This window comes from Pseudomonas artemisiae, assembly GCF_057128685.1.
The window spans coordinates 138,846-154,022 of sequence record NZ_JBSKHS010000004.1 but is presented as its reverse complement, the minus strand read 5'-3'; the positions used below and the strand labels follow the sequence as shown (position 1 = coordinate 154,022).

The following is a 15,177-nucleotide window of genomic DNA, read 5'->3' as shown; positions in this document are numbered from 1 at the left end:
CGGTCGCCAGGTTGCCCCTGCTGACATATAAAGTTCACGTAATTGCTTCTTCCACGTATCAGTGGACCCGTTACACTGGAGTCTTTTTCCAGGGGATAGGCCTATGCGCCGGGTGGTGTTCAATCAAAAGGGAGGCGTGGGCAAGTCCAGCATCGTCTGTAATCTGGCTGCCGCCAGCGCAATGGAAGGCTACCGCACCCTGGTAGTAGACCTGGACGCTCAGGCCAATTCCACCCACTACCTGACTGGGTTGATTGGCGACGATATCCCACCAGGCATCGCCGACTTCTTCAAGCAGATTCTCGCTTCTGGCACCGGTGGCAAAAAGAACCGGGTTAAGATAGTGGAAACGCCTCACCGCAACTTGCACCTGATCACCGCCAGCCAGGAACTGGCCGATCTACAGCCCAAACTGGAGGCCAAGTTCAAAATCAACAAGCTGCGCCGCCTGCTCGACGAAGTAGCCCAGGACTACGACCGTATTTACCTGGACACTCCACCGGCCCTGAACTTCTATGCCTTCAGCGCCTTGATCGCCGCTGACGCGGTACTGATTCCGTTCGATTGCGATGCGTTTTCGCGCCAGGCGCTGTACCAGGTATTGGCTCACCTAGAAGACATTCGCGAGGACCACAACGAGCACCTGCTGGTCGAGGGCATCGTGATCAATCAATATTCCAGCACTACCGCGCTGCACGCCAAGCTGGTCAACGAGTTGATCGCCGAAGGCCTGCCGGTGCTGCCCACCTACCTGAGCGGTTCGGTTAAGATGCGCGAGTCCCATGAACGCAGCCTGCCTCTGGTGTACCTGGACCCTCGGCATAAACTCACCCAGCAGTACCGTGCGCTGCTGCACGTGCTGGAACACCCCGAGGGGCTTGGCCACAGCCGGCCGCGGGATTAGGTTTTGCAGCCACATCACTCGTAGCTACCGTTTTGTTCCTCACTTCGCAAGCGGGATTGCTGTAGGCGCCGTCGCGCAGCAAAGTGCCCGCGTAGGCGAGCCACCTACAGGTACAGGCTCTCTGGCCCGGTCACCAGTGCCTCGATGCGTGTGCCGGTGGCTTGTTCTTCGTTACTGAAGCCGTCAAATTGCGCCAACGCCCCGAAGTGCAGACCAGTCAGGGCTTCGATAGCCAGCACGCTTCGCCGGTAGGTACGCAGGGCGCCGAACGTCAGGTCCAATTGGCCCAGCTCACGGCTCTGATCGATCATATAGGCACTGGTCGAGGGTTTGCCGTCGTCACCCAGATAGGCCACAACCTTCCAGTAGGCTTCCGGGATTTTCACGCCGCGATACACGCGGTCGTTGTCGTTGAACACCGGCCCGGTAAAGACAGTGGCCCGTGCTTCCCAACGCTGGGTGTTGTCCAGAATATAGTCTTCCAGTTCCAGCCAGGTTTTCTGATTGAAGGCGCTCATTTGTGGCGAGCAATTGGTGAAGTGAAAGGTATCTGCGTTGGCGGTGCTTGCCTCCGGGCCCCAGTTAGGGTCTTGACGGCGCACCAGGTGGCCGCGATCCAAGCCATTGCCGGCATACAGGGCATCACCGATTTGAGCGTCCACGGGCAAACGCCCGTCATAGGCCCAGCTGTCACGGCTGCGCGGCACTTCTACATGGGCTTTGCCGTCGATATTGACCCCCACCCAGCGCGCCATGCGCCGGGCACGGGACATGGCAACGGAAAAATGGGTATAGCGCAACTGCCCGTCCTGCCCGTCGATTGGGTAAAGGTCGGCGCTAACGGTCTCGCTGGCGCTGGGCCAAGGCACCACGAAGTCACCCAGAAATTCTGGCGCATACCCCCCTCGGCCCTGTAGCGCCTCGGCAGGGGTCACCCGTGCGCTTTCCCCGCCCCTGGCGTCTTGAAGCAGGCCAGCACGGGCGGAGAGCACAGGGTTAAGGTCGGCCAACCGAGGCCGGTATTCCAATTGCAACGAAGGCTTGCGCGCGGGCACCGGAACGTCCTTTTTAAAATGAGGGCCCCGGCAGTGCAGCACAGTTAGATGACAATCAGGCGCACGGCCTGGTCATCCTCGATCACCAGCACGGTAATATCGCTCACCGTTGGCGCCGGAGAACCCATGGCTTGGTCGGGGGTACTGGTCTCTACCTGGCCCTCGAAGCGCGGCAGATAAAGCTCGACGGTCGTACCCTGCCCCGGCGTGGATGAGATGTTCAGCTGCCCACCTGATTGGCGGGCGAAGCCATAAACCATGGACAGCCCAAGGCCAGTACCCTCGCCGATTGCCTTCGTGGTGAAGAACGGCTCGAATACCTTGCTGACGATGCTCGCATCCATGCCCACGCCGTTGTCGACCACGCTGATTCTTAGGTATTGCGCTGGTGCCAGGTCCAGGGCCATGCCCAGGGTTGCATCCACGGTTTCGTTGCTGGCGGTGATAGAGATCCGCCCGCCATTGGGCATCGCATCTCGCGAGTTGACACATAGGTTGAGCAAGGCATTTTCCAACTGCCCTGGATCGATCAATGCCGGCCACAGCCCTGGCTGACCGCTGACGCTCAGGTGGATGGAAGGGCCTACGGCGCGCTGAATGAGCTCATGCATGCCGCTGATCAGTGCGTTGACAGCCGTGGCCTGGGGAGCCAGCACCTGGCGGCGGGAAAACGCCAGCAAGCGGTGCGTCAACGCGGCGCCGCACTGGACTGCCCCCAACGCAACCGTCACGTAGCGGCCAAGGTCATCGAAGCGCCCCTGGTCGAGTTTTTTAGGCAGCATTTCCAGGCAACCCGAAATACCGGCCAGGAGATTATTGAAGTCATGGGCGATGCCACCGGTCAACTGCCCGACCACTTCCATCTTTTGGGACTGACGCAATGCGTCCTGGGCTTGCTCACGCTCGTGGACCGCGCCCTTGATCCGCTGCTCCAGGGTAGCGTTAAGCTCCAACACCGCTGCTTCGGCCTGCTCGCGGGCGGTGACGTCCACCAACATACGGCCTTGGCGATCTTTGGCGTACACCACCCCAGGCACGGCCTCGGTGAACATGCGCAGCAACGCCGTGGCGCGGTCGCGCAAGGCCAACTCGATGGCCTCGGCCGCGCCAGGAACATCTTCGGGGTGAATCGGTGCCATCGTTTCGATCAGCGACAGCCCGTCGATGCATGCCTGAAGAGGAAGAACACCTGAGCGCACCCCGCGTGCGGTGCAGTGTTCAGCCCTGGGTCGAGCGCAGAATTTACCGCCTCAGGGGGCTCCTGCATAGGCGCAACGCTATTGTAGCCAAGCTAATTCCTGCGGCGCCACGCCCAGCACCCGCCCGGGCTGGGGTAGTTAAGTGCTCTACCCCAGCCAAGCCACAGTTCATTCTGGGGCAACTCATTTAGGGGTATACGTATTTCAGTACATAGAGACTCAACTCGCGAAACACATCGGCAGGGACCTTGGGCAGTAGGGCCTGCGCTCGATTCAGGGTCTTGCAACTGGACTTAACCATTTTTCCCCGCACGTCCGGGTCGATCATGCCCGCATGCACCACCTGAGCATACTGAAGATAGGAACAAGGGAAATTCGCCTGCGGATTACGAACGATGCTGAAAGAGGCATTTACATCGGGCAAACGAGCGAAGGGTCTGCCTTCATGATCGGGTTCGGGTGTGAGCTGCAAGGGCGCGTTACAGCGGCTATGGCACAGCGGTAGGCTTTCCATGTCCGTCTGCATGCCACGGTGATACAGGGTAATCTTAGAGCCCGGGACTTGAGTGCAGGCATCCTCGAATGCATCCAAGATCGCCCGGGCATTGAGCTGTGAAGCTTCTATCTGTGATAAAGGCAGGAAACGCTCAAGCTCGCCCTGTTCGATACTCTTAACGCCACGGTCCAGGGTTGCCCAGTGACTGAATTCCTTCTGGCAGGCGATCAAGTGCACTTCGAACTGGTAGCCTGCCTCCACCGCACTGGGGGGGAAGGTCGCAAAATTCGGACTGTCCAGCGCGGTTTCCATGATGATGTTGTATCGGTTGGCGAAGGCATAGGTGAATACCCTGTGGCCTAGCGCCCACACAAACGGCTCGGTGTGCTCATATACGTGAAGAACGCCCTTGTCTTCCATCTCTGCATAACGAGGATGCAGCCTGCGAAAGGCAGGAAGGTACAGCCGCACATAGTTGTCATAACGCCCGCTTGGCAGCAGGTTGTTCTCCAGCAGGTAGGTTTTGCCAGAGCCCTGGGCACCTGCCACGATTAGCATTTTGGGGCTGGGCTCGCAGCCCCCACATGGAGAATCCCGGGTAATGCCGAAAAGCGATCCGCTAAGCTTGCTGAACGCCTTATCCAAGTCCGCTTCGGTATAGGGGTATAACGCCGTCATGATGATGATCTCGAAAGCTGCCGAAAGTAGCTGGCGAGCACTCTACGGCCCATAACGGCGCCTGGGCGGTAAGTAGATATACCACCGTTACAGGTTCGGGCCTGTTCAGACCGCAGTCTCTCCATGACGAGGCACCGCGCGTCAGCGAACGGGAAGCCTGCGGCGTCCATTGCTAAGCGCGCTAAAAGATTGCGCTTTTCCACCTGTCGGTATTTGTACACACAGGCTAAAGTGTACAAATAAGCCGCCGATGCTAAATCGTCACCTCCCACTTTGGCATAGGCCCGCATCATGTTCTTCAACAACCAACTCAAAACAGAACTGGCTACCCTTCGTGAAGAATTAGCATCGTTCAAGCAAGTCCGGCATGGTTTGGACGAGGACATGATCGTGATGCACCTCGATGCCGAAGGAAAGATCGAGACTGTCAACGCCAACTTCGAGCGCGAGATGCTCCATCGCTCAAGTGAGCTCCAGGGCCGGCCGTTGTCGGAGCTGGTGCCGGAGGATGTACGTCATGATGATTTTCATCGCCGGGTGTGGGGTGCGTTGCGCAACGGCGACAACTTCAGCGGCGCCTTGCGCCTACTGCGCAAAGATGGCAAAGAAGCCTGGCTGCGGGTGCTGCTGCACCCTATTCGCCGCTCAGACAACGCCCTGACCTCTTTTGTGATCTATGCCAGCGACCTGACCCGGACCATTGAAACCTCGCGTATGCAGGAAGGCATGATCAAGGCACTGATGCGTTCCACCGCGGTCGTTGAATTTGACCTACAAGGCCATGTGCTGGAAGCCAACGACCGCTTCCTGCAAGCGATGGGTGTGCGCCTGGAGCAAATCAAAGGCAGACACCACCGGCAGTTCTGCACCCCCGAAGATGCCAGCTCCGAAGAATACCGGCAGTTCTGGGAGCGCCTGCGCTCGGGTGAGTTCGTTGCCGGCCGCTTCAAGCGCCTGGACGCCGCAGGCCGCACGGTATGGTTGGAGGCCTCTTACAACCCGGTGTTCGACGCCAGCGACCGCCTGGTCAAGATCGTCAAGTTCGCCACGGTCATCACCGACCAGGTGAACGGGGAAATCGCCGTGGCCGATGCAGCCACCGTGGCCTACTCCACCTCAGTGCAAACCGACAGCACTGCCCAGCGTGGCGCAGACGTGGTTCAGCAAACGGTAACGGTGATGCGTGACCTTGCTCGCCATATGCAAGACGCTGCCGAAGGCATCGAAGCCCTGGACCAGCAGAGCCAGATCATCAGCACCATTATCAAGACCATTAGCGGCATCGCCGAGCAAACCAACCTGCTGGCGCTCAACGCCGCCATCGAAGCGGCACGTGCCGGTGAGCAAGGGCGGGGCTTTGCCGTGGTGGCCGACGAAGTGCGTCAGCTCGCGTCGCGCACCACCCAGGCCACGGCGGAAATCGCCGACGTGGTGCAAAAGAACCAACGTTTGGCCTCGGATGCGGTAACGGTCATTGGCACTGGCCGGCGCCAGGCCGAGGATGGCCTGGAACTAGCCAGCCAGGCAGGTTCGGTGATCGTGGAAATCCAGGACGGCGCGCAAAAGGTGGTCAGCGCCGTGGAGCAGTTCGCCAACCGCCTGACCCGTTAAGCCAGGGCGTTCAAGGTAACCAACAGTTGCGCAGGAATCACCAAGCGGCTTGCCGCCAGATTTTCGCGCAAATGCTCGCGTGAAGAGGTGCCGGGGATTAACAGCAGGTTGGGTGAGCGTTGCAGTAGCCAGGCCAAGGCCACGCTCATGGGCGTAGCGCCAAGCTCGACAGCCACCGCTGACAACTGCTCGGACTGCAGCGGCGTAAACCCGCCCAAGGGAAAGAACGGCACATAAGCAATGCCTTGCTCGGCCAGTTGGTCGATCAGGGCGTCATCGGTTCGATGGGTCAGGTTGTAGTGGTTCTGTACACACACCACCGGGGCAATACCTCTGGCTTGCTCAACCTGGGCCGCCGACACGTTGCTCAGCCCCAAATGACGTATCAAACCTTGTTGCTGCAACGCGGCCAAGGCGCTGAACGGGGCTTCGATAGAGGCTTCATCCGGCGCATGCAAGGTGCCCCAGGCCCTGAAGTTCACCACCTCCAGTACGTCCAAGCCCAAATTACGCAGGTTGTCATGCACTGCCTGGGTAACCTGCTCCGGGCTTTGTGCCGGGTTCCAGGAGGCGTCCGCGCCGCGCTGGGCACCGACCTTGGTAACGATCACCAATTCATCGACGTAGGGGTACAGCGCCTGGCGGATCAGCCGGTTGGTTTCGTGAGGACCATAGAAGTCTGCGGTATCCAGGTGAGTCACGCCTGAGTCGATGGCCTCGCGAAGCACCGCCTGCGCTTCACCTGGGCGCCGGGGCGGGCCGAATACCCCAGGGCCAGCCAGTTGCATGGCGCCGTAGCCCATGCGGTTAACCGAGTGGCGCCCCAGTACGAAGGTGCCTGCCGCTGCTATGCCGTTCATCTGTGTTCCCTCTAAAGGTAGGTGCCGAAGGCTGAGGCCTCACAGTACCCCCTGGCGATTGGACTGATAATCCGTTGTAATCGGCACGGGCTGTACGGAATGGCGGACAATGATCACCACGCTCCAAGACTTGCTGGCGTTTATCGCCGTGGTAGACGCTCAGGGCTTTCGCGAAGCGGCCAGGGTCAGCGGCCGCTCGCCTTCGAGTTTGAGCGACGCGGTACGACGAGCAGAAGCTCAGCTTGGGGTGCGTCTGCTCAACCGTACTACCCGCAGCGTGCGCCCCACCGAGGCCGGCGTACGGCTGATGGAGCGCATCCTGCCAGCACTGAATGAGGTGGAAGTTGCGCTGGATGTGGTCAACGACTTTCGCGAGCGGCCCGCCGGCACGCTGAAGCTGAACGTACCGCTAAGCGCGGCGCGGCTGGTATTGCCCGCGCTGATCACTCCCTTCCTGCGCGTCTATCCCGACATTCACCTGGAACTGGTGGTAGAAGAAAGTTTTGTCGACGTTCTGGCCGCTGGCTGCGACGCTGGTATTCGCTACGACGAGCGCCTGGAGCAGGACATGATCGCTGTGCCCATCGGCCCACGGGTACAGCGCTGCGCCACCGCCGCGGCCCCGGCCTATCTGGACGTCCATGGCCGCCCGCAACACCCCAAGGACTTACTTAACCATGCCTGCCTGCGTGGGAAATTCCCCAGTGGCGCGGTGGCGCTCTGGGAGTTCGAGCGCGATGGCGAAATCATCAGCCTGGACCCCACCGGCCCACTGACCCTGAGCATCGGCGGCGCGGTAGAGCTGGCCATAGACGCGGCCCGACAAGGCTTGGGGGTGATTCACCTATTTGAAGACTGGCTACGCCCGCACCTGGAAAGCGGCGCATTGGAGCCGGTGCTGCAACCCTGGTGGCAGCCGTTCAAGGGGCCATTTTTATACTACCCGGGCCGCCGTCACCTGCCCGCCCCCCTGCGGGCCTTCGTAGGTTTTATCCAACAGGCCAACGCTGCCGATCAGGCAATCGATACCCGTCGATAAACTGTCCTGCCTGCATAGGCCCCTGCGCTTAAGCGTTTCCACTCGCACTGACTACGAGCGCTTCCTTTGAAGCGGCCCGTGCCGGCGACATGGGCCGGGGCTTTGCGGTAGTGGCGGACGAAGTATGCAAGCTGGCGGAAATCACCCGCAAGAACGCAGGGGAAATCGGTGTGGACATCGAGCTGCTGTCTGGCGAGATACAGCGGGTGGCTCAGCAGATCGAAGACCAGTCCACCGCCGTGGGTGACCTGCGGGAAATGCTCGGCACTCTGGAGGATTCCAGCCGGGCGACCGAGGGTACTGCTCAGCGTACCAAAACCATCGCCGACACCCCTCACCGGCTTGACCCACGCCTGAGGCCCAACGCGCGCCTAACCGGGCGCGCCTTGGGACGGATCAATACTTCCAGGTGACCGAGGCCATCAGGTTGCGCGGCGCGCCATAGCTGCTGGCCGTCTGGCTGTAGAGCGAGCGCAGGTACTTGCGGTCGGTAACGTTGTTGAAGTTCAGCGCCGTGCTCCAGTGCTCATCGAACTCATAGTTGGTGAGCACATCCAGCACCGCATAGGCGCTTTGGCGGATGTCGCTGTTATTGTCGTTCTCGATCGCGCTCTGCCAGCTTAGCCGCGCCCCCACCTTGGCCTGGGGCAGGCTGGGCAGGCGGTACGTGGCCATCGCCCGCAAGGCGTGGGTGGGCACATAGCGGCGGGCATGGTCGCCGTCGGCGTCGTCGATATGCACGTAGGTGTACCCGGCCAGGAGGTCGAGCCCCGGCAGAGCCTCGCCGGAAGCTTCCAACTCGATGCCGCGGCTCTTGTAGCTCACCGCGTCGTACTCATATTGGCCATGCTCGTTGAGCACAGGGTTGGCGGCCACGTTGCTCTGCTGGGTCTTGAACACAGCGGCGGTCACGTCCAGGCGCTTATCCCGCAGACTACCCTTGACCCCGGCCTCCAGGCTCTTGCCTTCCAAGGGGTCCAACAGGTTGCCGTCCGAACCGATATAGCTGTACTGCGGGTTGAAGATACGGGTCCAGCTGGTGTACAGGCTCCACTCGTCGGTCAGGTCATAGACCAAGCCGGTGTAAGGGGTGACCTTGCCGTGTTCGCGCAGGCTGTGGTCCGCGCCGTAGCTTAAGCCTGAGCCGTCGGCGCTGAGCATCCGCGCGCCAGCGATCCAATGCAGGTTGTCGGCCAGGCTAAAACGTGCGCCGGCGAACAGGCTCTTCTGCCGGTCTTCGAAGTTCTGGGTATTGCCGTCACTGGTAAATGGAAAGCCCAGGTTGGGCGTGTTGCCGGCCAGCAGATCAGAGAAGGAGGTGTCGAAATAACCATCCCTTGCGGTATCATATTCCCGCGCCTTTTGGTGAGTGCGGCCATAGGTGGCGCCCAGGGTCAGCTGGTGCTCGCGCCCGAGCAGGCTAAACGGCCCAGAGGCCTTTGCCTCCCCTATCAGCTGGTGAGCTTTGCTGCCGGTATGGGCGGCGAACACGTTGGCCGTGTCATCGGTCACGCTACTCACGTACAGCATGTTGGTGTCTTGGTATTCGGTAATACCGGTGGCCATCAAGGTGGCATTCCAGCCATTTTCAAAGGCGTGGGTCAGCTCGGCGAAGGCCTTTTGGGTATGCATGTTCCAATAGGTCCAGTCCTGGCCTACGTTGGAGCTGCGGCTACTGTAATGGATGGTCTGGCCCTTGCTGTCGATTAGCGGCAGGTTACCCCAAGTACTGCCGTTCGAATCGCTGTTGTGCTGCGACACACCCAGGGTCAGCGTGTCCACCTCGGACAGGTCGAACGCCAATAGGCCGGCGGCCACGGTTTTTTCGTGGCTATAGCGGTCCATCCAGGAGTTGCCCTTGTCGTGGGCGTAAATCAAACGCCCGCGTACATTACCTGTAGAGGTGAGGGGCCCGGACAGGTCCATATCGATACGGCGGCTGTCCCAGGAACCAACGCTTGCGTTGACTTGCGCCTGGGGGTCGCGGGTGGGGCGCTTGCGCACGAAGTTGACCGTGGCCGAGGGGTTGCCAGTGCCGCTCATCAAACCGTTGGCGCCGTGGAGCACATCGATCTGCTCGTACTCGGCCATGTCGATGTCGCCGATCAGCAGCGTCTGGGCGAACGGCATGCTCATGCCGTCGTATTCGAAGGTACCGATATCAAAGCCCCGAGAGGTGAATTCGGTGCGGTCCGACTCGCTTTGTTCCACGGTCACCGAGGGCGCCGAGCGCAGCGCGTCCTTGACGCCGTTGATCTTGAAGTCGTTCATCTGTTCACGGGTAATGACCGTGATCGCCTGCGGCGTTTGCTGATTGGTCAGCCCCAGCTTGGTGGTGCTGGACGACGCCCTGCCCTTATACCCTTCACTTACGGTGGGCTCCTGGGTGGAGCTGTCCTGAATCTGGATCACTGGCAAAGTAGTAACGTCGTCGGCATGGGCCAACGGCAAAGCGCCGCAGGCGCCAGCCAGTAACAAGGTAGCGGGAAGACGGGGTTTCAAGGTCGCGGTTCCTAACAGCGTGTGAGGACCGGGATTTTGAAACAATTCTCAAATGGTAACCAGATGCAACTGCAACAATTTGTCGACTTTATTTTCACATTCCTGTTTATATCGGAGCGCTGGGCCAGGCCTAAATCTCGTCCGTTTCACAGGGAGCGCCTACAAACTGACTACGAAACGCTGCATTCCGCTTTTTTCAAGATTCTAAAAAAAGCCCTAGCTCCCACGGCAAGGCTATTGCTGAAACGCTTCACCCGCGCTATATAGGCTTTACAACTCCAATAAAGGCTTTCCCATGAGCGCAATCAAATCTGTTTTCGCCCTCACCTGCCTGGCGGCGGCCACCCCGGCCCTGGCCTGGGACTATGTACTGCTGGATGCCGACCAAGCGCCAGCGCCCTTTAGCCTGTCCAGTACTGCCTTGAATGTGAAAACCGCCAAACCGTTCACGATCACCCAGCGGCTTCTGCACGGTGGGCGTCAGGAGGGGGTAACAGCGATCGACATCGACAATGGCACCCTCAAACTCACCGTGGTGCCTACCCGGGGCATGAACGTGCTCAAGGCGCAGGTGGGCGATGTGCGCATGGGCTGGGACTCACCGGTGAAAGAGGTGGTCAACCCCGCATTTATCAACCTCACTGGGCGCGATGGCCTGGGCTGGCTGGAGGGCTTCAATGAGTTGGTGGCGCGCTGCGGCTACGAATGGGTCGGTCACCCTGGCGTGGACAACGGCGAAATGCTGACCTTGCACGGGCGCGCGGCGAACATCCCCGCCAGCCGAGTGACCCTGCATATCGACGAACAGCCGCCCTACACCATCCACCTGCGTGGGGAGCTTAAAGAGCAGGCGTTCAAGAAGGTGGACTTTACTGTGGCCACGAAGCTGACTACCGTGCCCGGCAGCAGCGGCTTCGACCTTGATGACACCCTGACCAATAACGGCGACTACCCCAAGGAATACCAAGCCCTGTACCACAGCAACTTCAGCACGCCGCTGCTTGAGGAAGGCTCACGTTTCGTAGCGCCGGTCAAACATGTTTCCCCGTTCAACGATAAAGCCAAAGCAGAGCTGGCCCGTTGGGACCTGTACTCTGGGCCTACCTCAGGCTATGACGAAACCGTATACAACCTGGTGCCCTATGCCGATGCCCAAGGTAAAACCCTGACCGTGCTGCATAACAAGGCCGGCACCTTGGGGGTAGCGGTGGGCTTCGATACCCATACCCTGCCGGTGTTCTCGTTGTGGAAAAACACCGATACCCAGGCCCAGGGTTATGTCACCGGGCTGGAACCAGGCACCAGCTTCTCCTACAACCGTCGCTATCAACGCGCCTTAAACCTGGTTCCCACCCTCGCCCCCAAGGACAGCCGCCACTTCAGCATCAGCTACACCCTGCTGGCGGATAAACCTCGCGTGGATAAGGCCTTGGCCCACGTGAAGCAAATTCAGGGCGACCGCCCTACTGAAGTGCGGGATACGCCCCTGGCGACCGTTAGCCCGTAATACGCATTGTTGTAGGAGCCAGCAAAGCTGGCGAACAGTGCGTCATTGCTTGCCTGCGCCGTCTCTTCGCAAGCTTGCGCTCGCTCTCATCAAACAAAACATAACCTATTGATTTAAAAATCTGAATCACCCCGCTTTAACTGGCGCTATGCGCGGACGTGTCGGCCCTATTCGCCAGCTTCGCTGGCTCCTACACGATGACCTGCGCACCTGCCCAACCTTCGGGTGCATCAGTGTGTAGGCGTGAGCGAAGCTGGCGAAAGCTGCACCGCGAGGGTTGCTGTCAAGCGTCATACACCCCTGTTTGCTGCGCGACAGCGCGGCGCCTTGGCGGCGGGACGGCTCCTGCAAGCGTATGAATCAGCTGTCCTTCTTCAACAACCCGCCTAACGCGGCAAAGGGGTTGTGGGTGGCCTTGGCCACCGAGGGGGTGCTCAGCGAACCTTCGGCGAAGTATTGCTGGTCGGTGTAGCGGGAATGCTCGTTGTCGTGGCAGTACAGGCACAGCAACTCCCAATTGGAGCCATCCTGGGGGTTATTGTCGTGGTTGTGGTCGCGGTGGTGGACGGTAAGTTCGCTCAGGCGTTTGCCGGTGAACTCACGGGCGCAGCGGCCGCATACGTGCGGGTACATCTTGAGGGCTTTATCGCGGTAGCCACGTTCACGCTCGCGCTGGTTGTCGGCGAGGATTCGGTCGAGCTTCGATGTGTCGGTGGCCATGGTGCACCCCTGGTAGATAAAGGCTGCATTTTATAGTGCCATGCCTGCTTGCGCCATGGCACGGGTCTGTTCGTCTCCCCGACGCAGCCCCAAGGAGTGGTGGCCTGGGACGTGGAAGTCACCAACCAGTTAAGTAAGGTAATGGCCAGTTACGACATTCTGACCCTAGTGGCCAAGGCGTAAACGAGGCGGCCACTTAGCGGATAGTGCATAAAAAATGAGCAGTTGTTCTGCCACTGATCGCAAACTAAGGTACCATCTGTCGAGTGATGGCACAAAGATATTACTCGCGCTGTCATAGCTCCATTCGCTATTTCGACCCGGTGCCCCATGCCAGCCTCTTCCATTCACCGCCCCGCGCCCCAAGACCTGCAAATCTTGGACGGCATTGAGCGAACCATCGCCTCGGGGATCCCCTCACTACGTTTTGAAGCCGGTTTGGAGCAGCATTACCAAGAGGAAACGCTGTTGACGCGCAAGCGCTTTCTGATCCCAGTGGGGATTGGCGGCACCTTGGTGTACATCCTGTTCCTACTCAGCGACTGGTTGTTGATGCGCGACGCCTTTGAATACGTCGCCTTCGGCCGCTTGTGCGTAATCACGCCCATGGTCATCGGCCTGTTGGTACTCACCCAGCGATTGCGAGCGCGCTGGGCCCTGGAGGCGATTGCGGCCACCGGCACGGTGCTCGCCTCGCTGATGCCTTTGCTGGTGATGATTCACAGCCACAGCCCGTACCGGCTGCACTACCAACTGGGCATGCTGCTGCTGATGGTCTATTGCACCATGATTCAGCAACTGCCCATGCGTGTGGCCGCCGCCGCGCTATTGGTGATGATGGTCATTCAGTTGAGCACCACGCACCTGGCCCACTTTATGGACTTCGTGGCCTGGCAGGCCAACGCCGTGCTTTATTTGTCTACCGTTTTGCTGCTGCTGATGGCGTCGTATTTCCTTGAGCGGGGGGCTCGCCTGAGTTGGCTCTTTGCCCTGCGGGGGCGCCTGCTGCAGGACCAGCTTACCGACATGGCACGCACCGACCCGCTGACCCGGCTGTTCAACCGCCGCTACCAGGGCGAGATTACCCAGCAGATCTGGACTCGCGCCCAGGCCGCGCCCACCCCGGTGGCGATCATTCTGCTGGATATCGATCACTTCAAGGCCTACAACGACAACTACGGCCACCTACAGGGTGACACCTGCCTCAAGCACCTGAGCAGCGCGATTCAGCAAGTGGCTGCCGACCATGGCGCCTTGGCGTTCCGTTTCGGCGGCGAGGAAATACTGGTTATCAAGGTGGGTGTGGACGCCGGCCAGGCCCGGGCCTTGGCCGAGGCCATGCGCGCCGCGGTCGCCGCCTTGAACGTACCGCACCCGGTGCTCGGCGCGGATGCCCGGGTGACCATCAGCCTGGGCATGTCCAACGGCATCGCCCCCTACAACCAGGCCGACAGCCTGATCGGCGCCGCCGACTGCGCGCTCTATGCGGCCAAGCGCGCGGGCCGGGATTGTTTGCGCAGTGCCAGGCCGGAGGCCGTCCCTTTCTAGGCCATGGGTCACATGTGACGCGGATGATCTAGCGTCTTGAAGGATTGACACACCAGATCGCCCAGAGGACAGGGACGTCGGACGAAAGCTATTGACTATCAATCCTGCAGAGCTTGGCTCTACTCATGTTTGTCAAGCCTGATATCTTACCGGATAGCCTCGCCCGTGATTGACTGACGTATTTCGCGTGCGTCGCGCGCAGGAGGCGCGCCAAACTGCCTTAGGTATTCGCGGCTAAACTGTGATGCGCTTTCATAGCCAACAGCGAACGCCACGTCAGACGCGCGATGCTCGCCTGCAAGCAAAAGCTGGCGAGCTTCCTGCAACCTAAGCTGCTTCTGATACTGGATAGGACTGAGGCCTGTTATCGATACAAAATGGCGATGCAGGCTCGCCCGACTCATCCCGCTTACATCGCACAACACCTCAATGCGAAGTCTAGTGGTGTAGTTATCCCTGATCCAAGCAGCCGCTCGGCGGATGCGACTTAATGCGCCATCGGGTTGGGCAATCTGGCGCAGCAGCCGGCCTTGGGGGCCCTGTAGTAGACGATAGAGCAATTCCCGTTCGACCAAGGCGCTAAGAATCGGGATATCGGCAGGCGTATCAAGTAATGATAATAAGCGGAGTAATGTGTCCCGAAGCGAGGCGGTCATCGGGTTTAATGTGATGCCCATGCCCTTTTGTTCGCTCTCGCGAGCCGGCGGCATGGTCGCCGCCAGTTCCGCCAGTATGGCCGCATCCAGCACGAGCGATACCGCAACATAGGGCTGCCCTCCTTGAGTATCAAAAATCTGTCCGATCAAAGGCAGGTCAAGGGCGCTGATGAGATACTGCTCACTGCTATAACTCAGAAGATTGTCGTTAATAGCAACGCGCTTCGACCCTTGCAGGATGAAGCAGATCATTGAGCGATATAGGCATGGCGCTTTATCTGTAAAGCCTTGGCCGACGCAGATGTCCACACGCGGGATCTGCGTGGCAGTCAAACCCGGTGGCGCATGGCGCAGGGCTATCTGAAGATGCTGTGCAAGGTCGTTATTCATGAGCCGAGTATG

Annotated in this window: 13 protein-coding genes and 2 pseudogenes; 8 read left to right on the top strand and 7 right to left on the bottom strand. The window is 59.8% G+C overall.

Annotation, left to right across the window (positions count from 1 at the left end; all coding sequences use genetic code 11):
* Positions 1-103 precede the first annotated feature (103 nt).
* Positions 104-904, top strand: a complete 801-nt coding sequence (locus tag ACWKV4_RS06860) for a ParA family protein (protein WP_483831322.1) — start codon at positions 104-106, stop codon at positions 902-904.
* Positions 905-1,008: 104 nt separating this feature from the next.
* On the opposite strand, the gene ACWKV4_RS06855 is transcribed toward ACWKV4_RS06860, so the two are convergent.
* The 3 genes from ACWKV4_RS06855 to ACWKV4_RS06845 all read right to left on the bottom strand — a co-directional run bounded on the left by ACWKV4_RS06855 (position 1,009) and on the right by ACWKV4_RS06845 (position 4,332).
* On the bottom strand, positions 1,009-1,959 hold the full coding sequence (locus ACWKV4_RS06855; protein WP_483831321.1) for a DNA/RNA non-specific endonuclease: 951 nt from the start codon (positions 1,957-1,959) through the stop codon (positions 1,009-1,011).
* A 44-nt stretch (positions 1,960-2,003) separates the two neighbouring features.
* Positions 2,004-3,098: an ATP-binding protein gene (locus ACWKV4_RS06850; RefSeq protein ID WP_483831320.1), complete on the bottom strand. Its 1,095-nt coding sequence runs from the start codon at positions 3,096-3,098 to the stop codon at positions 2,004-2,006.
* Positions 3,099-3,345: 247 nt separating this feature from the next.
* Entirely contained in the window at positions 3,346-4,332 is a 987-nt protein-coding gene (locus ACWKV4_RS06845) for a zeta toxin family protein (RefSeq protein WP_483831319.1), read from the bottom strand.
* A gap of 291 nt (positions 4,333-4,623) precedes the next feature.
* On the opposite strand from ACWKV4_RS06845, the pseudogene ACWKV4_RS06840 reads away from it, so the two are divergent.
* Both ACWKV4_RS06840 and ACWKV4_RS06835 read left to right on the top strand, forming a co-directional pair.
* Positions 4,624-5,388 (top strand): annotated as a pseudogene (locus ACWKV4_RS06840) (PAS domain-containing protein); the annotation flags it as partial.
* 123 nt (positions 5,389-5,511) lie between these two features.
* Positions 5,512-5,943, top strand: a complete 432-nt coding sequence (locus ACWKV4_RS06835) for a methyl-accepting chemotaxis protein (protein WP_483831467.1) — start codon at positions 5,512-5,514, stop codon at positions 5,941-5,943.
* Here the strand turns inward: ACWKV4_RS06835 and ACWKV4_RS06830 are convergent.
* Positions 5,940-6,803: an aldo/keto reductase family oxidoreductase gene (locus ACWKV4_RS06830; protein WP_483831318.1), complete on the bottom strand. Its 864-nt coding sequence runs from the start codon at positions 6,801-6,803 to the stop codon at positions 5,940-5,942. The genes ACWKV4_RS06835 and ACWKV4_RS06830 overlap by 4 nt on opposite strands.
* 109 nt (positions 6,804-6,912) lie before the next feature.
* On the opposite strand from ACWKV4_RS06830, the gene ACWKV4_RS06825 reads away from it, so the two are divergent.
* Both ACWKV4_RS06825 and ACWKV4_RS06820 read left to right on the top strand, forming a co-directional pair.
* Positions 6,913-7,842 carry a LysR family transcriptional regulator gene (locus tag ACWKV4_RS06825; RefSeq protein ID WP_483831317.1) on the top strand — a complete coding sequence of 310 codons (930 nt, stop codon included), beginning with the start codon at positions 6,913-6,915 and terminating at the stop codon, positions 7,840-7,842.
* A 59-nt stretch (positions 7,843-7,901) separates the two neighbouring features.
* Positions 7,902-8,255: pseudogene (locus ACWKV4_RS06820) on the top strand (methyl-accepting chemotaxis protein); the annotation flags it as partial.
* On the opposite strand, the gene ACWKV4_RS06815 reads toward ACWKV4_RS06820, so the two are convergent.
* Positions 8,239-10,344, bottom strand: a complete 2,106-nt coding sequence (locus ACWKV4_RS06815; RefSeq protein ID WP_483831316.1) for a TonB-dependent siderophore receptor — start codon at positions 10,342-10,344, stop codon at positions 8,239-8,241. The pseudogene ACWKV4_RS06820 and the gene ACWKV4_RS06815 overlap by 17 nt on opposite strands.
* A gap of 295 nt (positions 10,345-10,639) precedes the next feature.
* On the opposite strand from ACWKV4_RS06815, the gene ACWKV4_RS06810 reads away from it, so the two are divergent.
* Complete coding sequence (locus ACWKV4_RS06810) at positions 10,640-11,851, top strand: aldose 1-epimerase family protein (RefSeq protein WP_483831315.1); 1,212 nt, start codon at positions 10,640-10,642, stop codon at positions 11,849-11,851.
* Positions 11,852-12,211: 360 nt separating this feature from the next.
* On the opposite strand, the gene ACWKV4_RS06805 is transcribed toward ACWKV4_RS06810, so the two are convergent.
* Positions 12,212-12,571, bottom strand: coding sequence for a YajD family HNH nuclease (locus tag ACWKV4_RS06805; protein ID WP_483831314.1), 360 nt, complete (start codon positions 12,569-12,571; stop codon positions 12,212-12,214).
* 48 nt (positions 12,572-12,619) lie between these two features.
* Here ACWKV4_RS06805 and ACWKV4_RS06800 point away from each other — a divergent pair, with 48 nt between their 5' ends.
* Complete coding sequence (locus tag ACWKV4_RS06800) at positions 12,620-12,754, top strand: hypothetical protein (protein WP_483831476.1); 135 nt, start codon at positions 12,620-12,622, stop codon at positions 12,752-12,754.
* A gap of 147 nt (positions 12,755-12,901) precedes the next feature.
* The gene (locus tag ACWKV4_RS06795; protein ID WP_483831313.1) at positions 12,902-14,119 is read left to right on the top strand and encodes a GGDEF domain-containing protein; all 1,218 of its coding nucleotides are present in this window, start codon (positions 12,902-12,904) and stop codon (positions 14,117-14,119) included.
* 146 nt (positions 14,120-14,265) lie between these two features.
* On the opposite strand, the gene ACWKV4_RS06790 is transcribed toward ACWKV4_RS06795, so the two are convergent.
* A complete protein-coding gene (locus tag ACWKV4_RS06790) occupies positions 14,266-15,165 on the bottom strand; it encodes an AraC family transcriptional regulator (RefSeq protein WP_483831312.1) in 900 nt (299 codons plus the stop codon).
* Positions 15,166-15,177: the final 12 nt, after the last annotated feature.